At 54.4% G+C, this 18,759-nt stretch carries 15 protein-coding genes; 7 read left to right on the forward strand and 8 right to left on the reverse strand.

The window, feature by feature from the left end:
* Positions 1–63: 63 nt before the first annotated feature.
* The gene (locus tag LEPIL_RS03750; RefSeq protein WP_002770081.1) at positions 64–1,386 is read left to right on the forward strand and encodes a peptide MFS transporter; all 1,323 of its coding nucleotides are present in this window, start codon (positions 64–66) and stop codon (positions 1,384–1,386) included.
* Here LEPIL_RS03750 and LEPIL_RS03755 read toward each other — a convergent pair.
* Positions 1,378–1,950: a hypothetical protein gene (locus tag LEPIL_RS03755; RefSeq protein WP_002770083.1), complete on the reverse strand. Its 573-nt coding sequence runs from the start codon at positions 1,948–1,950 to the stop codon at positions 1,378–1,380. The two genes, LEPIL_RS03750 and LEPIL_RS03755, sit on opposite strands and share 9 nt — an antisense overlap.
* Positions 1,951–1,969: 19 nt before the next feature.
* Complete coding sequence (locus tag LEPIL_RS03760) at positions 1,970–2,569, reverse strand: hypothetical protein (RefSeq protein WP_143464645.1); 600 nt, start codon at positions 2,567–2,569, stop codon at positions 1,970–1,972.
* Between the two features lie 271 nt (positions 2,570–2,840).
* Between LEPIL_RS03760 and LEPIL_RS03765 the strand changes: the two genes are divergently transcribed.
* From LEPIL_RS03765 to LEPIL_RS03780, 4 genes are all read left to right on the forward strand, one after another.
* On the forward strand, positions 2,841–3,170 hold the full coding sequence (locus LEPIL_RS03765; RefSeq protein ID WP_002770086.1) for an RNA recognition motif domain-containing protein: 330 nt from the start codon (positions 2,841–2,843) through the stop codon (positions 3,168–3,170).
* 173 nt (positions 3,171–3,343) lie between these two features.
* Entirely contained in the window at positions 3,344–3,607 is a 264-nt protein-coding gene (locus LEPIL_RS03770) for a hypothetical protein (protein WP_002770091.1), read from the forward strand.
* A 231-nt stretch (positions 3,608–3,838) separates the two neighbouring features.
* Complete coding sequence (locus LEPIL_RS03775; protein WP_143464646.1) at positions 3,839–4,285, forward strand: hypothetical protein; 447 nt, start codon at positions 3,839–3,841, stop codon at positions 4,283–4,285.
* Positions 4,286–4,365: 80 nt separating this feature from the next.
* Positions 4,366–4,695, forward strand: coding sequence for a HepT-like ribonuclease domain-containing protein (locus tag LEPIL_RS03780; RefSeq protein WP_002770095.1), 330 nt, complete (start codon positions 4,366–4,368; stop codon positions 4,693–4,695).
* A 31-nt stretch (positions 4,696–4,726) separates the two neighbouring features.
* On the opposite strand, the gene glgX is transcribed toward LEPIL_RS03780, so the two are convergent.
* On the reverse strand, positions 4,727–9,208 hold the full coding sequence (gene glgX / locus LEPIL_RS21565) for a glycogen debranching protein GlgX (RefSeq protein ID WP_002770097.1): 4,482 nt from the start codon (positions 9,206–9,208) through the stop codon (positions 4,727–4,729).
* 407 nt (positions 9,209–9,615) lie between these two features.
* Here glgX and LEPIL_RS03790 point away from each other — a divergent pair, with 407 nt between their 5' ends.
* The gene (locus LEPIL_RS03790; protein WP_002770099.1) at positions 9,616–10,893 is read left to right on the forward strand and encodes a glycosyltransferase family 4 protein; all 1,278 of its coding nucleotides are present in this window, start codon (positions 9,616–9,618) and stop codon (positions 10,891–10,893) included.
* Positions 10,890–12,083 (forward strand): glycoside hydrolase family 57 protein, encoded by a 1,194-nt coding sequence (locus LEPIL_RS03795; RefSeq protein ID WP_002770101.1) that lies wholly within the window; start codon positions 10,890–10,892, stop codon positions 12,081–12,083. The genes LEPIL_RS03790 and LEPIL_RS03795 overlap by 4 nt, the downstream gene beginning before the upstream one ends.
* Before the next feature lie 48 nt (positions 12,084–12,131).
* Here the strand turns inward: LEPIL_RS03795 and LEPIL_RS03800 are convergent, their stop codons facing one another.
* The 5 genes from LEPIL_RS03800 to mraY are packed head-to-tail and all read right to left on the reverse strand — an operon-like array spanning position 12,132 to position 18,756.
* Complete coding sequence (locus LEPIL_RS03800; RefSeq protein ID WP_040918282.1) at positions 12,132–14,003, reverse strand: SpoIIE family protein phosphatase; 1,872 nt, start codon at positions 14,001–14,003, stop codon at positions 12,132–12,134.
* 49 nt (positions 14,004–14,052) lie between these two features.
* Complete coding sequence (locus LEPIL_RS03805) at positions 14,053–15,144, reverse strand: UDP-N-acetylglucosamine--N-acetylmuramyl-(pentapeptide) pyrophosphoryl-undecaprenol N-acetylglucosamine transferase (protein WP_002770105.1); 1,092 nt, start codon at positions 15,142–15,144, stop codon at positions 14,053–14,055.
* The gene (locus LEPIL_RS03810) at positions 15,141–16,256 is read right to left on the reverse strand and encodes an FtsW/RodA/SpoVE family cell cycle protein (RefSeq protein WP_157135019.1); all 1,116 of its coding nucleotides are present in this window, start codon (positions 16,254–16,256) and stop codon (positions 15,141–15,143) included. The genes LEPIL_RS03805 and LEPIL_RS03810 overlap by 4 nt, the downstream gene beginning before the upstream one ends.
* An 8-nt stretch (positions 16,257–16,264) precedes the next feature.
* Complete coding sequence (murD, locus tag LEPIL_RS03815; protein WP_002770117.1) at positions 16,265–17,647, reverse strand: UDP-N-acetylmuramoyl-L-alanine--D-glutamate ligase; 1,383 nt, start codon at positions 17,645–17,647, stop codon at positions 16,265–16,267.
* Positions 17,647–18,756: a phospho-N-acetylmuramoyl-pentapeptide-transferase gene (mraY, locus tag LEPIL_RS03820; RefSeq protein WP_002770119.1), complete on the reverse strand. Its 1,110-nt coding sequence runs from the start codon at positions 18,754–18,756 to the stop codon at positions 17,647–17,649. Before mraY ends, murD begins: the two co-directional genes overlap by 1 nt.
* Between the last annotated feature and the right edge of the window lie 3 nt (positions 18,757–18,759).

The raw sequence follows: 18,759 nt of genomic DNA on the forward strand, positions 1-18,759 counted from the left end.
CCAATCTTCGCGAAGAAAAACGGTTTGCAACCCTTAACAGGATGGCGCAACCTACCTGTGTCCATGACATCGCAACAGCATACGCTTCTCGGGCATCCGGCCGGGCTTTACGTTCTCTTTTTTACCGAGCTCTGGGAGCGTTTCTCGTATTATGGCATGCGGGCGCTTTTCACGCTCTTTCTTGTCGCGAAAACGACAGACGCCAATGCAGGCTTCGGATGGTCGCATGCCGATGCGCTCTCGCTCTACGGCTGGTACACGATGCTCGTCTATGTGGCCTCGATTCCTGGAGGCTGGATCGCCGATCGCTGGCTCGGGCAGAAGCGCACGGTCATGATCGGCGGAGCGCTGCTCTGTATCGGTCATGCGGTGCTTGCCCTGAATTCGGTTACGACCTTTTATCTCGGCTGCCTTTTTATCATCTGCGGAGTCGGATGCCTGAAACCGAACATCTCGACGATGGTGGGTGCCCTTTATGCGGCGAAAGATGAACGCCGTGATCTTGGCTTCTATATCTTTTATATGGGCATCAACATCGGCGGCTTCCTTGCTCCGATACTGTGCGGGTACGTCGGCGAAACGATCAACTGGCATTACGGCTTCGGCCTGGCTGCCATCGGCATGTTTCTCGGTCAGGCCGTCTATATATGGGGCCAGCGTTATCTGAACGGTGTCGGAGAGCGACCGCACAGGCTAACGGAAGCCGGCCCTCGACACAGGACGCCGCTCACGCAGACCGAGAAGGATCGCATCAAGGTCCTTATCGTCTCGTTCGCTCTGATCATCCTCTTCTGGGGAGCCTTCGAGCAGGCCGGCGGCCTCATGAATCTCTATGCATCCGAAAAAACGAACCGCAAGCTCGGATCGTTTGAGGTGCCGGCATCTCTCTTTCAATCGGTTAACTCATTCTTCATCATCACGCTTGCGACGTCGGTGGGCGCCTTCTGGTATCGACGCAAGCTGTCGGGTGGTGAGGCTTCGTCGCTTTTCAAGATGTCGGTGGGCCTGATCATCATGGCGCTCGGCTTCGGCTTTATGTCGGCCGCCGCCGTCGAACATCGTATGCAAGGCGCCTCTTCCATGCACTGGCTTGTGCTCGCCTATCTCTTTCACACGGTCGGCGAACTCTGCGCCTCGCCCGTTTCGCTCTCTTTCATCACAAAGCTGGCGCCGGCGCGCTACGTATCGATCATCATGGGCCTGAATATGGCCGCCATGGGATTCGGCAACAAGCTGGCCGGCCTGCTCGGCGAACAGGCGCAGCAGTACGGCGATCTTTTTATTTTTACATCCATCGCCGTAATCTGGTCGTTGATCGGCCTGCTGGTCATCGCCCTCATGCGTCCGCTCAACCGCCTCGCTCACGGAGCGGAAGATTTAAGGTAGTGACTTCTCTACTCTCTCCTGGATTCCGGAAAGCCAATCCATGAGTGCTTGCTTATCCTCAGATTCAGTATCGAAAGCCATGATGCTGTTCCCAACCAGTGCGGGGATTAAGAAAACGCAGAGAAATACAAGATTCGTGATTGAGAACTCTCCTTCCAGTAGTCCAATCGTAATAATGATTCCCAGAAGAATAGAACCAAACACAGCAATAAAGATCGGCATCAACCAGAAGGACGGATTCCGCTTGAATTCCATCAAGAGGAGCGTACCGTTCTCCTCCTCCCGAATGCGCCCCATGAGAGCGGGAGCGTAAATCGAGCCATTGGTTCCGGGGTTCCAACTCATAAACATCTGCGATGGACGAGATCCGGGCCTGTATCGACGAATCACCTTGAATCCATCGGACGAAACGTGACCTATAAACTGCCACCCCACATGATCTTCATATTGCCCGATACCGTGATTTGGATCGACCGTTACAACGGGCATGTCAATGGCTGCTTTCATCTCTTTGACTACGCGTTCCGGTGAGGCCTTGATATGGATTCCTCTGGCTGCTGACATTCAGTTCTCCTCGCTATTTCTATGAAGGCGGCGGTGGACCAGGTAAGAATCCGGCAGCAAGCCTGCAAGCCAGGCTCGAAACCGCTAACGGAAGACTCATAAGTGGAAAGGCAAGCGGCGGTACAAGCATCTTACGAAACCGAAAAAGCAGAAAAAAAAGAATCCACGAAACCACAAAAAGCAGGCCGGGGAGGATCCAGGAAACCGCAAAACCCGTGGTTATCCCCTGAAGAATATCAGGTAACGATAGACCTGCAAGGAAAAGCATGAACCCCCAGAGTGGAAGGGTCAATAACACATGCGAAACTGCACTGACCGTGAACGAAACGGATAAACCTCCTCTGTCGAGAACGAGACTTACATAATACGCAAAGGCATGGGAGAGCCCCCAGAAGAATACATGCCCTGTCATGCCCTCTCCCACACCGAGGAAAACCTGGGCGGGCAGAAGAGAAAAGAACAGCACATAGGCCACAGACGGAAAGAACCATAGCAAAACGATAGCCATGGCGGTGGCCATCGAAAGAAAACCTGCTTCTCCGGAAGCCGCCCCCCAGAGCAACAGCAAGCCGAGAACTCCAGCGAAAACGCCGAGTAAAATTGTTCGCTTAAGAGTCATGCCCCATCCTGAATTCTGCATTCCTCCTCACCTCTCCGTGTCCTCCGATCCTCTGTGGTCAGACTTCTCTTTTCCCTTTTTCCGCGGTAAATCGGTTTTTCAACCCACATAGCCAGAATCGGGGAAAAATATTCTGCTTGCTTCTGTAGAGGAGCCTGTTACTCTGACGTCCTGGTCCCTTACTCGTTCTGTTTTCAATTGCAAAGCCCGTAATGACCTGAAACTAAACTGATCCTGCGGGTAGTTATGTCCGTATGGAACGAGGATACACATGTCTACAAAACTCTACGTCGGCGGTCTCAGCTGGGATACGACCGATACCACTCTGCGTCATTCTTTCGAAGCGCATGGCTCCGTTCACGAAGCCATCGTCGTTATGGATCGCTATACCGGAAAATCTCGCGGCTTCGGCTTCGTGACTTTTGCCGATGAGAACTCTGCTCGCACCGCAATCTCTGCCATGAACGGCACCGATCTCGACGGACGCAGCATCACCGTTTCTGAGGCGCAAGAGCGTTCTCGCAACGACGGTGGATTCTCGGGCGGCGGACGCGACAACAATCGTGGCGGCGGACGCCGCGACAACCGTAACCGCTGGTAAGAAAAGCGGGCCCGGCACTCTCCTGAGTTCCGGGCCTTCTCATCTTGATAAAGTCTTTCCGTCAGCACCTCAGAGCGCCTTCCGGTGCAGTCGCTTCAGCCAGTGATCCGCAGTTTCCCGCCCGCCACAGCCGAGCCTCGCAATCATACTTCATCTCATCACAGGAGCTGCACATGGCAAATAAGGGACGACTGAGCTTTGAAAAACGCCAGAAAGAAATCAAAAAGAAAGAAAAACGGCAGGAAAAGCTCGAACGCCGAACGCTTCGTAAAGAAGCAAAGCTGAACGGCGATACCGTCGAGCAGGATACGTTAACCGCAACCGACGCCACAGAAACAACAGACCAGGCCTCTGCTACAGAAGCACAAGGCGAAACGCAAGAAAACCCCTCTGAGGAACCCTCTTCGGGAGAATCCTCTGATTCCTCGCCGGAATAATCTGCTCCAGACCGTCATTGCCGACCGCTGAAATTTCAGAGGATGCAGAGTTAAAAAGTCTCCGCGTAAATCCGTATCGGCGGCTTCGTCATGCACTTCCCGGCAGCGTCAGAAGGCGTTTTCCAGCGCTCGCTGCTTTACAGAAAAAATCTGAGAACACTGGCCGGGATGCGGTTTTATTTTCTACTTGCAGCCAGAGGAAGTACAAAAAAACCGGAACTGCAATCGCCTATGAATCAGATCCACGCTCCTATCGAAACGCCGGAAGCGATCCGCAGCTCGCTCTCAGAACCCGAGTTCTACGGCTATGTGCTCCAGCATACGATTCCCGATCCTGATCCGGATTACGAACAGCTTCATAAGAAGCTGAAAAAATCCAAGCTTGAGCTGACGCGGGATCACGGCATCAAGGGCCGCCAGCACTTTATCCTTTTGAAAGATCCCGACGTCGTCATCTACCCCGTTATCCGCAAGACCCGTTTCATGATGAAGGACGGGAAGAAATTCCTTGAACTGCATTCAGCCATCAGCGATTTCTTCGGCGAGAACGGCGCCTACATGCCTCGTGCGTGGATTGTGATGACGTCGACGCTCTGCTCAAAGACCGGTCGGTTCCTGCTTGAGAACGATTTTATGATCAGCTCTCTCATCCAGGACGGCCAGATGTACGAAGACTGACCTGTTTATTCAGGCAGGTTGAATATCGCTTCTTCCGTCCGTAATGCTTGACCGCTTTCTTCGCCGGATTACGATCCGGCATGCGCTCGAACTCCACCGTTGAAATCCTCTTTGAACAGATCCTCGAATCGATCGAGGCGACGACGCAGTGGTCCGATCGGGTCGAGAGCGTCGTCGAGATCCCGCAAGATGTAGAGCGCCATCTTCTGCGCACGGCAGAGCTTGTTCGTATGCTTCCCGAGACGAGCCGGCTGCGCCTCGAAACCACCAACTACCGGCGCATCATGGCCATGCGCAATGCTATCGTACATAGCTTTCTCGGCCGAAACGTTCCCGGCCTGATGCAGATGATCCGCAACGACATACCGATCTTGAAAAAGCAGATCGGCATGCAGATGAGTCGCACCTGAAATACCGATTCCTGAAAGGGAATCGGGGCCGTCAGGAGTCTCGTTGCCAGAGTTCGGCATCTCCGGATAACCTTTCTTTAATGGCCTTATTGATGGCCAGCCAGTATGGATTTTCCTCGATATCTTCAAGATACACCTGATTGCGCAGCTTCCAGCAGGGATATTCATCGACCGTTCCCGGAAGGTTAGGCTGATCCATCTCTCCCGTCAGATCATACAGCGAGACGATGAAAAGCCTTGAGCCGCTCAGCGAAACGTAGCGGTGGATGGCCGACGACAGCTCGGGGTCCATCGTCATCGTTTCGTCCATCTCTTCGGTTTTCAGGTCGTTCGCCTCAAGCGCTCGCAGCATGGCGTTACGGTCGCTCTTTCTTTCGAGGCGAGCCTGCTCGGCAGCACCGTCGGTCAGGATATTCAGGCGATGTCGCTCTTCGATGTCGCGGCCCAGCCAGAATCCGGCAAGCGTCGGCAGATCATGCGTGTTGATCGTCGCAATCGAATCGCGCTTGTATTGATCCGGTCGCAGGAATTCGCCCGAGCCGTACTCTTTCTCGAAATACAGCACCTTCCAGGAATATATATTGCGGCGCTCCATCTCGAGGCGCACCTCATGAGGAACCGTTCCCAGATCTTCGCCGATAATGGCCGTGCGATTGCGAACGCTTTCCAGCGCGAGAAGCGAGAATAGCTCTTTTGATGGATAACGCACATACGTGCGCGAGATACCGTTCACCTCTTCGACGATCCAGAACAATCGGTACAGCCACATCACATGGTCGATGCGCAGAATACCGTTTCGCAGCATATTCGCACGCAGAAGCTCGATAAATGGTCGGAACTGATACCGTTTGAGCGCCTCGGGCACCCAGACGCTCAAGCCCCAGTTCTGACCCGACGGCGAGAACGGATCGGGCGGTGAGCCGGCCCGGGCCGATCTCGAGATCAATCCCGGTCTGTACAGATGATTCGTCTTCACCTCGGCGCCGTCAGGAGCGGCACCGACGGCAAGATCGATATAGAGCGATAATCCGATCTCGCGCAGCTCTTCGCGCACATCTTCAAACTGAAGACGCACACGCCAGAAGAGATACATATAAAAATGTATCTGATCTTCATGGTCCTGAACGAAGGCCTGGTACCAGACCGATCCGGGTTGAAAGAGGTCTTCGGGCGGATCGATCGAACCGAAGACGTCGGCGGCGACTTCATACAGCGCATGGATAAAGACGTCGGGGTTCGCCGTCTTCCAGTGTTCCAGTTGCTCCCGTTCGCGCTCAAACTGTGGATGCGTTTTAAAGCAATGATACAGATCTTCGAGAAGATCCTTCTTCCAGTCGTAGATCAGATCGTAGTTGATCACATCCTTCTTCTTCTCCGCTTCCATCACGTCATGCAAAGAGGCGAATCGCATGCGTGCCTCGTCGCAGGCCTTCCATTCCTGCATGCTCTGCAGATGCAGGAAGAGCGGATGAATAGAGATGCGACTCGACGGATAATAAGGGCTGCGCAATCCCGGACGATTGAGAAAGAGGGCATGAAAGGGCGATACGCCGATGACGCGATAGCCCGCTGCGGCCGCCTTGCGCCCGAGAAGCAAGAGATCGTTAAAATCGCCGATGCCCATATTCTGCCGCGAACGCAGAGCATACATCTGCACCGCAATGCCGGCAGCCTGCGGCAGATCGCCGTGCAGATCAAAAAAGTCGAAGGCCCGAGCCGGAGCAATGGCGAGTACGCTCTTCCCGATCTGAACGTCTTCGTGAAAATAGGTGATGTCATAATAACCCGTTTCAAGAGGAACGGGGATAACGGTCTTCAGATGCAGAATACGAACATGATGGTTATGCAGCTCTTCTCCGAAAAGGGAAGATACATAGCGCATGCGTCGGGATTCAATAAGCTCAATGTTCTGAGATCCGTCTTTGCGATTCAGTTTAAAACGAGCTACTTCCCGTCCCGACTCGTCGCTGATAACGCAGGAGATCTCATCGACGACCGATTCAGGTATTCGCAGGTCCGGGCCAGGCGAGCGAAAGCGCTTCTCGCCCGTATGAGTCGTTACGACGACGGGATCGACCGGATTATGCCATATCTCAAACTCACGTCTCTGCGCCACACGCTCAAGCGAAGCGGGATCGCGCACCGGAAATCCACAGGCGCGCAGAACGCGATACAGCTCGGAATGCGACAGAACCGTCTCTTTGCCCGAAAGATCGACATACGACGTTTGAATGCCCACTTCATCCGAAAGATCGAGAAGCACTCGTTCGCGAAGCCCGCGCCGGACGTGCGCTTCTTTCCACCCGCGTTCGGCCTTGAGAACTACGACCGTATATGCAGGGAGCTCTACCTGCTCTCTCGGCAGGAAGAAACGACCGTCGGCCATGCGGCTCTGCATGGTGCTCATGAAGGCGTCGATATCGGACTCGATAAAGTAGCGCACGTCATCCTGATCGAGCTTTTCCAGATCATCCGTTGTGAGAAGGGTTTGATCGGTACGCAGAAGCGTTTTCCATCTTGCTGATGGATTTTCAGGAATCGTGAAATCGGCGGCTCGACCGGAATGATTGAAAAGGACGAAAAGCGTATCGCCCTGCATGGTGCTGTAGAAATCCGCACGCACGCCGAACTCCGAAGGCAGAAGCATTCCGAAGATGGCATCAGGCTGATTCCAGTCGTCGGCGCTCATTTCGCGTCCTTCGGGATGCATCCAGTATACGTCCTTCATGTCCATGACGCTTAACTTTTCGCCGAGAAAGAAATCCTTGCGGCGCAACACTTCATTATGTTTTCGCAGATGAATCAGAAAACGCGTGAAGGCCATTAGCTCGCGACCCGTATCGTCGGGATTCCAGTTCACGTAGCTGATCTCGTTCGCCTGACAGTAGGCGTTATTGTTTCCTTTCTGAGTGCGATGCATCTCATCGCCGGCATGCAGCATGGGCACGCCCTGCGAGAAAAAGAGAGTCGTCAGAAGATTCTTCTGTTTCTGCAATCGTATGCGCAGGATTTCGGCATCATCGGTCTCGCCTTCAACTCCATGGTTCTCGCTGTAATTCTCAGGCGAGCCGTCCATGTTATTCCAGCCGTTCGGCTCGTTGTGTTTCTGTGAATAACTCACAAGATCGCGAAGCGTAAAGCCGTCATGGCTGATGATATAGTTGATGCTCGCCTGAGGGCGGCGATCTTCACGGCTATAAAGATCGCTCGATCCGCTGATGCGCGTTACAAACTCAGGAAGGTTCCCGTGTTTGTCGTTTACGACGCGGCGCACCGTATCGCGATAGTGTCCGTTCCACTCCGCCCATCCCGGCGGGAAGTTCCCCACCTGGTATCCGCCTTCGCCGAGGTCCCAGGGTTCGGCGATAAGCTTCACTCGCGAAATAACGGGATCCTGTTGAATGATATCAAAGAAAGACGCAAGACGGTCGACTTCGAATAACTCTCGGGCAAGCGCCGAGGCGAGGTCGAAGCGGAAGCCGTCGACGTGCATCTCCTGGATCCAGTAACGCAACGAATCCATGATCATCTGTAAGATGCGAGGATTGCGCAGGTTCAGCGTATTCCCGCAGCCGGTAAAATCCTGATAGAGATCGAGACGATCTGGATAATGACGGTAGTACGATAGATTATCGATGCCGCGAAAGGACAGCGTCGGTCCCGTATGGTCGCTTTCGGCCGTGTGGTTATACACAACGTCGACGATGACTTCGATGCCCGCCTGGTGCAGAATACGCACCATCGATTTAAATTCGTTAATCGAGTCCTCTCTGGAGCCGAGGCCATAACGACGGTTCGGAGCGAAGAAACTGAGCGGATTGTAGCCCCAGAAATTCTCAAGGCCTCTTTTTACGAGGTGATACTCTGAAATCGAATGATGTAGCGGCATGAACTCGACGGCGGTGACGCCCAGCCCTTTCAGGTAGTCGATGACAGGGTCTGAGGCGAAGCCCGTATAGGTGCCGCGTAACTCTTCGGGAATCAGCGGATGTAACTGTGTGAAGCCGGCAAGGTGGGCCTCATAGATGACGGTATCGCGCCAGGGGATGGCCGGCGGCCGGTCGTCGCCCCAGTGAAACGAAGGATCGACGACCGCTCCCAGAGGGGCGTAAGGAGCGCTATCGGTCGTGTCGGCTTCGTTAAAGCTATAAGGATAACGGTAGCCGAAAAGCGAAGGATGCCAGGTAAGATCGCGACCGATAGATAGGGCATAAGGGTCAAGCAACAGCTTCGCCGGATTAAAGCGATGCCCTGATGCCGGATCATACGGCCCTTTCACCCTGTAACCGTAAAGCTGTCCGGGCCGGACGCCCATCACGTAACAATGCCATACGTGATGGGTCCGGTTTTTCATCGGAATGCAGAGCGACTCGGATTTTTGATTCGCCCCATCGAATAAACAGAGCGTGACGGCCTCGGCATGCTGGCTGTAGAGAGAGAAGTTCACACCGGCGCCATCCCAGGTGGCGCCGAGCGGGTATGGCTGGCCTTCAAGGATCTTTATCTGTAACATTGCTGCTCTCGCACCTTATCGGGTGCCCCCTTTACGGTATTTGGATTTCTCGACGAGAGGGCGGGACTGTCTATCACATTCTGCCCGGCTCTCCTCTGGAAAACAGCCTTCAGCGAAGACACAATATATGTAACGAATTCAGCTTCTTTACAGGCTGTTCGAATATTTTTCCAGATTTCAGATCAGCTACCGTAAAATTTGATTGAATTTCGACGGATAAACCTTTAGAATGCTTTCTCGATAGTGGAGCTTTTCCGCTATCGCTGTAAACAAAAGTCGGCCACAAAATTGACATAAAGAGAGCGAGGCCGCAGGCAACTCAGCGTTAAGACGGAGTCTCAACGCCATCCCCCCATAAACTGCCGGAGTTTTCACCGTTATCTAAGATGAAGCGATATCGTATTTTAATGATTGGTTGGGAATACCCCCCTCATATCACCGGAGGCCTTGCCGTGGCATCGCGAGGTCTGGCCCGCGCCCTTGGAGCTCTCGGCCATACGGTGTATTTTGTCGTGCCCAGGGTGACCGGCGATGAACCGCGCGACCCTAATGTGACCGTAATCGGCGTTAACTCGAAAGAAATCCCGCTTTCGCCCGAGGAACTGCAGCAGTTTCTACTCGATACGATGCACCTATATGGAACGAGCGTCTATGCGCGTCCCGAAAGCCTCAGTGAAGCGCGCGAACTTGCGACTAAGGTGCTTCGCGGGCTTCCGATGAATGCCATGCAGAGCATGGCCGAGCTGCAGGGCGGCTACGGCGATCGACTGTATTCCGAAATCCAGGCCTTTGCCGAATTCGTTTCGCGTATCGCTGCCCATCTCTCTTTTGATCTTATCCATGCGCACGACTGGATGACGTATCCGGCCGGGCTCTATGCCGCCCATGTTTCGGGTAAACCTCTCTTTGCGCACGTTCATGCCACGGAATATGATCGATCGGGCGATCATCCGAACCAGTATGTCTATGATCTGGAGCGGCATACCTTCCTGAACTGCCAGGGCGTGATCACCGTCAGCAATTATACGAGATCCATTCTCATATCGCGATATGGCGTTCCCGCCGATCGCGTTCATCCGGTCTACAATGCCGCTGAGTTTGATTTACAGTATCAGGGAGAAGTACAGCGTCCGCTGCGTGAGAAGATCGTACTCTTCCTTGGCCGAATCACCTTTCAAAAAGGGCCGGATTATTTTGTGCGGGCCGCACGCAAGGTCATCGAAGAATACGGCAACGTGCGCTTTGTGATGGTCGGCGCCGGCGACATGTATCATCGTATGATTGAGATGGCCGCCGACCTCGGTATCGGCCGCTATTTCCACTATACGGGCTTTCTCAAACGCCCCGATATCGACCGTATCTTCCGTATGAGCGATCTTTACGTGCTGCCTTCCGTTTCTGAGCCTTTTGGTATCTCCGTGCTTGAGGCGATGGTCGCCGGCGTTCCCGTTATCGTTTCGCGCCAGTCCGGGGTTTCAGAGGTCATCGATCACTGTATCAAGGTGAACTTCTGGGATGTGGACGAGATGGCCCATCACATTCTGCGCGTTTTACAGGATGACGGGCTGCATCGTCAGCTTGCCGATGGCGGTCGCTCCGAGGCACTCGGTCTTTCCTGGGAAGAAAGCGCAAAAAATATCGGCAATATCTACGGAAAGATCGTCAACGGTAAGAAGAGAATATGATATCAGTCTGTTTCTATTTTCAAGTGCATCAACCCTACAGATTGAGGCATTACAGCTTCTTCGACATCGGCCAGGACAACTATTTCGACGATCAAAAGAATCGTGAAGTTCTGCTCAAAGTGGCGAATAAATGCTATCTTCCCATGAATCGCCTTTTGCTGAAGATGGCAAAAGAACATAAGGGCGAATTCCGTTTTACCTTCTCTCTGACCGGAACGGTCGTCGAGCAGTACCGGCAATGGTGCCCCGAGGTGCTCGACCTGTTTCGTGCGCTCGCCGATACGGGGTCCGTTGAATTCCTATCTGAAACCTACTATCACTCGCTGGCGGGCATCTACTCCGAAAAGGAGTTTCGCGAACAGGTCAAGATGCATGCGAAGCTCATGCGCGACGAATTCGGCGTTACGCCGACGTCTTTTCGCAATACCGAGCTGATCTTCAACAACCACATCGGCTGGGTCGCCGCCGATATGGGATTCCGCTCCATCGTCACCGAGGGCACCGAACGCATCCTCGGATGGCGCAGTCCGAACTTTCTGTACGTGCCGCGTTACAGTCCGCAGATTCGCACGATGCTGAAGAACTATCGACTGAGCGACGATATCGCCTTCCGCTTCTCGGATCGCGGCTGGACGGAATGGCCGTTAACCGTCGAGAAGTTCGCCCCCTGGGTGCATAACGTCGCCGGGAACGGCAACGTAGTCAACCTGTTCATGGACTATGAAACGTTCGGCGAACATCAATGGGAAGATACGGGTATCTTTCGTTTCATGGAGCACCTGCCCCGCGCCATCTGGACGCACCCGGATTTTCAATTCCGCACGGTCACTGAGGCGGCTCGCAAACACGAGCCCGTCGGCGAGGTTGAAACGGATCATCCGATCTCCTGGGCCGATATGGAACGCGATCTTTCCGCATGGACGGGTAACTCCATGCAGCGTGAAGCGCTTTCCACCATCTACGAACTCGAAGAGCCCATCAAGCGCATCGGCGATCCCCGGCTGCTTGAGAACTGGCGCAAGCTGCTTACATCCGACCACTTCTATTATATGAGCACGAAGTTCTGGCAGGATGGCGACGTTCACAAATACTTCAGCCCATACGGCACTCCGCATGAGGCCTATGTGTATTTTATGAACTGCGTCGCCGATCTGCGTCAGCGCGTGCAAAACGCCGTCGCATGGCAATGAAAGCCTGTAACCTCACCGGTTGGTTAGCTTATAAAGGGCGTTCAGGCTTTAATTATGCCTGTAAATCAATAGAGCCAGGTCGTCGCGGAAGTCATGGTCGGTGAAGGCGTCGAGACGCCGCACGATTCTTTCACAGAGAAGTGAGAGCGACTCGCTCCGATGCTCAAGGAGCAACGGAATGAGTTCGGCCTCGCCGAACGATACGAGCTGCCTGTTAAGAGCCTGTGTGAGCCCGTCCGTAAAAAGCAGAAGCGTATCGCCCGCGCTCATAGTGATCTCTTCGGGTGTGGCCGGAACATAGAACATCGTATGCAGGATCGTTCCCGGCGCATTCAGATACTCGATGCTTCCGTCGGCTCGAAGTAGAATCGGCTCTTCATGGCCTGCCCGCGCATAACGTAAGCGTCCGCTCTGGCGATCGATCCATACGGCGCAGGCGGTCAGGTATTGATCGCCGAATTTGTCGGTTAACGATCTATAAAGTCGTCCGATCACTTCGGCCGGGCGATCGGCACAGTCGCTCCAGAAACCCGACAGCGACATCTTCACCATCGAAGAGAGCAGCGAGGCGCCGATACCGTGACCCGAAACGTCGCAGATAAAAAGCCCGAGTCCGTCCTTCGTATCAAGGATATCGAGAAAATCGCCGCCGACCAGGTGCATGGGTCGAAAGGCATATTGCAGCTCTGTCGAACCGACGCTTTCAGGAAGCGCAGGCAGCAGGCTTTTCTGCAGATTGCGGGCGATTTCAAGCTGCATCTCATATTCGCGAGCGGTCACCCGTAGCTGACTGTATCGCTCCCCGAGTCCGAGAGAAAAGATCAGCATATCGACGGCCGATCCGAAAAGCAGCATGTTCGACGTGAAGAGGTTATAGGGCAGGGCTCCGACCGACGCCAGGGCATAAAGGAAGGCTCCTGAGAGCAGCAGCACCCAGGCAGTCATCAGATAACGGGCTGGCCGCACCTTCAACATGAGTCCGCGAACGCTGACGACGAAAATCACCGGCACGGAGAGCAGCACGACGGCCTGCGTGAGAATGGAAACCGTCCTGACATACGGACCGATGCTAACGATGGCAAGTAAAAGCGCGACATAGCGCAGAGCACTGAGAATCAAATCGAGCAGGTGAGCGTACCTGGCCGAGTCGATATAGCGCTGAATAAAGCGAATACCGAAGAAAAGGGCGATATTCATGAAGAACGGATGGGCCCGATCGGTCCAGTAAACGGCATCGGGCCAGAAGTACTCGTAGGCAAAACCCGTAAGCGAGGTGACGCCAAGGGCAAAAGCGACAAGGAAATTCAAATAGTCGACGGAAACGGCGTCACGAACGACGAGAAAGAGAACGGCGTTATACAGAAGCATGACGAACAGGATGCCGAAATAGATACCGTAAAGCAGCCGCTCATTTGCATTATGACGCTCATAGGCATGCTCTTCGTAGATCTGTAGCGGAAAACGCAACCCGTTCGTCGTTTCATAGCGAAGCATGACGTCGAGCGTTTCGGCCGGTTCCAGATGAACGCGCAGGCTCTGAAGCCTGGAGTCTACTTCTCTCTCGTAAAAAGGAACGTTGTCGCCGAGCTGAAGCGTTCGCTCCGAACCCGTCGACGATCGCAGTCGCACGTCGACTCTATCGCATCCCTGTGGGGCGACGATCAAGGTGCCCGAAAAGGGACGATTCTTCTCAGCTTTGAGCTGTAATCTGATCCACCACGCAGACTGCGTATAACCCACCTGTTTGCTTTTTGTAAGAGGCAGAGAAAAGGACTCTGCATCAATAGTATCGAAACTGAATTCGTGCTTCCTGTCTTCAAGAACAGAGGCGCAGTCATGCAGCGATTTTACATCGCTGCTCAGAAGGCAGGGCTCGGCCTGAAGAAGCCCACTCGTCAGCAACGCAATGACGACTGCCATCGGCCTCAGCAATGTCAGCAGCTCTTGAAGACGACGGGCAGTCACAGCACTACGGATTGGATCGCAAAATGACTTCATCGAGAATACGTCCTGCAGCTTCGGGTTGTGCGAGCTGCCCTGCTCTCTCAGTCATTTTTTTATATTCGGATTTTTGCATCAACTTTTCAAGAGCCTCGGCCAGCTCTCGCGGATCCGTATCTTTGCGATCGATGAGAAGGGCCGCCCCGCTTCGTACCGCAACCTCGGCATTGGCCCGTTGATGGTTGTCTGCGGCAAAGGGGTACGGCAGAAGTATCATCGGCAGACGAAAGAGAACCGCTTCGGTGATGTTGCCGGCACCGGCACGGCTGAAGCAGATGTCGGCCTTCTCGAAATGCCTGAAGATATCGGCGTCAAAGCCGAATACGGCGATGCGCTTACGAAGCGGCGCCTGAAGTAAAAAATCCACTCGCTTCTGAAGCTCATCAGCCAGCGATGCGCCGGCCTGCACGATCCAGTTCAGGCGCATCGCAAGCTCGGGATACTCCACCCAGAGCCTCATGAGCATCTCGTTGAGCTGAGCGGCTCCCTGGCTGCCTCCCAGAGCAAGCACGGTGGGATGCGCACGAAGCGTGCGCTTCTTCTTCAAATACGGTGCGGCGCGCTTTCGAAGTTTTATTCGCACAGGGTTGCCGGTCAGCATGCTTGAAGCGTCTTCTTCTCCGAAGGTCAGGAACGTCATTGCGGCAAATCGCTTGAGCATTCTCGTAACCTTTCCCGCTACGGCGTTCTGTTCGCACAGAAAGAGCGGCTTCTTTGCAAGGATCGCAGCGGCGGCGGCAGGCAGAGAAGGATAACCCCCGAGAGCGATCACGGCCGTCGGCTGAAAATGTCGGATTACCGCTGATGCCTGCTTCAGAGCTCGAAAAAAATCGAAGGGAAATCTCAAGACCATGCGAATGTCTTTTTTAAGAGCCGGTGCATCGTAGAATTCGACGGTAAAGGGCATTCCGGCAAATCCCGCATAACCGCGATTACGGGGAATACTCAGGAAGAGCACCTCTGCCTTGCGGGCTACGGCCTCCTCAGCGAGGGCAAGGCCCGGAGATATGTGACCGCCTGTTCCGCCGGCCACAATGAGAAGTCGCGCCGTCTCCTTCATGCTCTTTCTCCAGATAGAGGCAGAACGGCCCGCTGCCGGTTCTGCGAAGTGAAATTCAGTACCAGACCTGCAAGTATATACTGAACGACAAGCGAAGATCCGCCATAGCTCATAAACGGAAGGCTGATGCCCGTCGTGGGCACAACGCCCGTAACGACGAACATATTGATCAACGATTGCAGGCCGAAAAGGATCACGCATCCGGCGGCCGATAGCGAGGCGAAATCCTCGGGCAGCTTCGCTATCAGGCGAATGGCTCGGAAGCAAAAAAATCCGTACAGCAGCACAAGAGCGACAAGCCCGATATAACCGAAATCTTCATAGAACAGGGCGAGTACAAAGTCCGTATGACCGAAGGTCAGGTAACGATGCGCCACGCCCGAAGCAAGATCGGTGCCGGTCCACCATCCGTCGCGAAAGGCGCGAAAGGACATCACAAGCTGATAACCCGCCTCGTAGCGATAGGCGTAGGGATCAAGCCATACCTTCAATCGTTCGAGGCGATACTCCCACAGATAGGCGAGCATAAAAAGAAGCGGCAAAGAGGCGACAAGCACGCCAAGAAGACGCATCACCGGAAAGCCGGTAATAAAAACAAGACAGGCCAGCACGGCGATCAGCGTCACCGTCGTTCCGTACTGAGGCTCAAGAATGATCAGAAGCAATGCAAGCGGAACGGGAGTGCCTCGAATCAGCAGTCGACGCAGATCGCCGCCGCTCTGATAGCGATGCAGAACCCAGGCCGAATACAGAATCAGGGCGATCTTGGCGAACTCAGACGGCTGAAAGGAGACGGGACCGATCTCAACCCAGCGGTGAAAGCTTTCCCGCGACGATGAGACGCTTTTACCGGCTCCCGGCACAAAAACAAGAAGAAGGCCGAGTATGGCGATCATCATACCGGGAACCGTCAGGCGTTCTATAAGCGAAGCGGGAAGAAAGATGATGACAAGGAAGGCCGTCAGACCGACGACGGTCCAGACGATCTGTCGGTTAACGTAGTAAAACGGATCTTTCATGTCGATGTCAGACATGACGGCAGAGGCGCTGTACAGGGCGATGAGACCGACAAGGCCGATCATCAGCACGTTCAAAAAGAGCAGTCGGTCCACCCGCCTCGTCATTGCAGGGCCAGCCTTCGGAAGTGCTCCCCCCTCTCTTCATAGTTGCGATAGGCATCCTGCGACGCGCAGGCCGGGCTGAGCAGAATCACGGAATCGGGCTGCGTCGAACCGCCGAAATAGGCCGTCGATCGCCTTGCCTCGCGCAGCGCTTCATAAAAGGCCTCCTCAAGACCTGCAAAACGACGCGTCACCCCTGTCTGCTCGGCGATCTTATCGGCCGCCTTGCCGAACGGATAGATGCGCAATCCCTCGCCTTCTCGAAAAAGAGAGAAGTCCGAGTTCTTATCAAGGCCTCCAAGAAGCAGATATACCTTCTTACCTGGAAAGGAGGCCACGGCTGAAAGGGCCGCATGCACCGTCGTCGCCTTGCTATCGTTCACAAATATGACGCCTTCGCGTTCGACGACGATCTCCTGTCTGTGTGGAAGACCGCGAAAAGATTTCAGACCGCGCAGAACCCTTTCATAAAAGGCCGTCGCCGCATAGCCCCCGTCGACGCCTTTTTTCAGAAGGGCCTCGATGCCGGCAAGTGTCATCACCGCATTGCGGCGATTGGTTTCACTGTTTACGGCAAACTCCGACCACGCGAGAGTAGCGTCGCCCAGGCGCGCCGCAGGTTTATCTTCGCCGACCTCGGTTAACACAGAGTTCAGTCTACCGGGGAATTCGTCGGCGCCGATTCCGAGCTCATGGCATGTGGCTAAAATACCGGGGCCGATAACGGCGAAGTCCTCTTTTTCTTGCAGTGAAAAAAGATTCAGCTTTGCCCGCAGATAATCCGCCATGCCGGCATAGCGATCGAGATGATCGGGAGCGATGTTAAGAAGCAGACCGACATCGGGCTTGAAATAATGAAGATCTTCAAGCTGATATGAAGAGCATTCGCAAACAAAGACCGTCGTCGGCTGAAGAACGGCAGCCGAAAAAGGAAGGCCATAGTTTCCGCATTCAAGCGCCTGTATGCCCGCTTCACGCAGAAGATGGGCGATCAGAGCGGTCGTCGTCGATTTTCCGTCCGTTCCGGTGATGGCGACGATGCGGGCATTGCCGGTATTCTTCTTTAAGTAAAGGTAACCGAGGTCAAGATCTCCGATGATCGGGATGCTGAGATCCCGCGCCCGCGCGAAAAGCGGACCGGAAAGAGGAACGCCGGGAGAGACGAAGACGATCTCGATCTGGTGTTCGGTTAACAGATCGGCATCCTCGCGCGGACGCACGTCGATCATACCTTCGAGCGAGCCGTCGGTCTTGCGATCAGTTCCGTACACGACGGCGCCGAGGCCTGTCAGCAGATCGGCCATGGCACGCCCCGTTTTCCCGAGCGCTCCGGTAACGAGCACGCGGCGGCCTTTCAGATCGAGACTTGCAATATCAAGCATCACTGAATCCGGAGCGTCGAAAGGCTGATCAGGCTGAGGATGATTCCGACCAGCCAGAAGCGAACGACGACGCGCGTCTCGGGCCATCCGCCTAACTCAAAATGATGATGTATCGGCGCCATACGGAAGATGCGCTTGCCGGTAAGCTTGAAAGAGGCGACCTGAAGAATGACCGAAAGCGCCTCGACGACGAAGATACCGCCGGCAATAACAAGCAGCAGCTCTTTCTTGATGAGAATCGCCGACATGCCAAGCGCTCCGCCCAGGCTTAACGATCCCGTATCGCCCATAAACACGCGGGCCGGAGGAGCATTGAACCACAGAAATCCGATGCCCGAACCGGCAAGAGCGGCCAGGAAGACAGCGATCTCATGGGCGTTCTCAACATACGGAAGGTTCAGATAATCGGCCGTGCGCGGAGTACCGGCAAGATAGGCCATCGCTCCGAAGGTGACGGCGACGATAGAGACGTTACCGATCGCAAGGCCGTCAAGGCCGTCGGTAAGATTCACCGCGTGTATAGAACCGAGAATGACGACGAACCAGAAGACAAGACCGATGACAAGAGGAAGGGCGAAAAGCGGTTCTTTAAAGAAAGGCATGAAGATGGAGGTCAGTTCGTAGTCGATGCCCTTATCGCGGTTAACGACCTCGGGAGTCGCCCACCAGTAATTCAGCAAAAAGAAGCCGGCGATCAGAATCGTCAGACCCATCTTCATGCGGGCGCTGAGGCCTTTTTTATTTTTGAGCACGACCTTCGTATAATCGTCGGCGAATCCGATCATTCCCAGAAAGATCGTGCAGAGCAGCAGCGTCAGAAACATCGGATGTTCGAGGTTGCCAAAAAGCAGACAGGCCACCGTAAGGCTTGTGAGAATCAGGATGCCGCCCATCGTCGGCGTACCGGCCTTCACCTGATGCGACTGCGGACCGTCTGACCGGATCGTCTCGCCGAATTTCAGAACGGTCAGCCAGCGAATCATGCGATCCCCGAAGAAAAACGCAACAAGCATGGCCGTTGTCGCCGCCAGCAGAGCGCGAAAGCTCACGTATCCGAACAGGCGAAAGAAGCCCGGCAGCTCGAAATGACTGTAGATCAACTCAAACATATT

The sequence above is a fragment of the Leptonema illini DSM 21528 genome (genome assembly GCF_000243335.1).
GTDB classification, from domain to species: Bacteria; Spirochaetota; Leptospiria; order Leptospirales; family Leptonemataceae; genus Leptonema; species Leptonema illini.

Coding starts and splice junctions, on each gene's coding strand:
- LEPIL_RS03765 (WP_002770086.1), top strand. CDS start 2,841: ATGTCTACAAAACTCTACGTCGGCGGTCTCAGCTGGGATACGACCGAT.
- LEPIL_RS03800 (WP_040918282.1), bottom strand. CDS start 14,003: ATGGCAGTCGTCATTGCGTTGCTGACGAGTGGGCTTCTTCAGGCCGAG.
- murD (WP_002770117.1), bottom strand. CDS start 17,647: ATGCTTGATATTGCAAGTCTCGATCTGAAAGGCCGCCGCGTGCTCGTT.
- LEPIL_RS03790 (WP_002770099.1), top strand. CDS start 9,616: ATGATTGGTTGGGAATACCCCCCTCATATCACCGGAGGCCTTGCCGTG.
- LEPIL_RS03755 (WP_002770083.1), bottom strand. CDS start 1,950: ATGTCAGCAGCCAGAGGAATCCATATCAAGGCCTCACCGGAACGCGTA.
- LEPIL_RS03770 (WP_002770091.1), top strand. CDS start 3,344: ATGGCAAATAAGGGACGACTGAGCTTTGAAAAACGCCAGAAAGAAATC.
- LEPIL_RS03795 (WP_002770101.1), top strand. CDS start 10,890: ATGATATCAGTCTGTTTCTATTTTCAAGTGCATCAACCCTACAGATTG.
- LEPIL_RS03805 (WP_002770105.1), bottom strand. CDS start 15,144: ATGAAGGAGACGGCGCGACTTCTCATTGTGGCCGGCGGAACAGGCGGT.
- mraY (WP_002770119.1), bottom strand. CDS start 18,756: ATGTTTGAGTTGATCTACAGTCATTTCGAGCTGCCGGGCTTCTTTCGC.
- LEPIL_RS03750 (WP_002770081.1), top strand. CDS start 64: ATGACATCGCAACAGCATACGCTTCTCGGGCATCCGGCCGGGCTTTAC.
- glgX (WP_002770097.1), bottom strand. CDS start 9,208: ATGTTACAGATAAAGATCCTTGAAGGCCAGCCATACCCGCTCGGCGCC.
- LEPIL_RS03760 (WP_143464645.1), bottom strand. CDS start 2,569: ATGACTCTTAAGCGAACAATTTTACTCGGCGTTTTCGCTGGAGTTCTC.
- LEPIL_RS03780 (WP_002770095.1), top strand. CDS start 4,366: ATGCGCTCGAACTCCACCGTTGAAATCCTCTTTGAACAGATCCTCGAA.
- LEPIL_RS03775 (WP_143464646.1), top strand. CDS start 3,839: ATGAATCAGATCCACGCTCCTATCGAAACGCCGGAAGCGATCCGCAGC.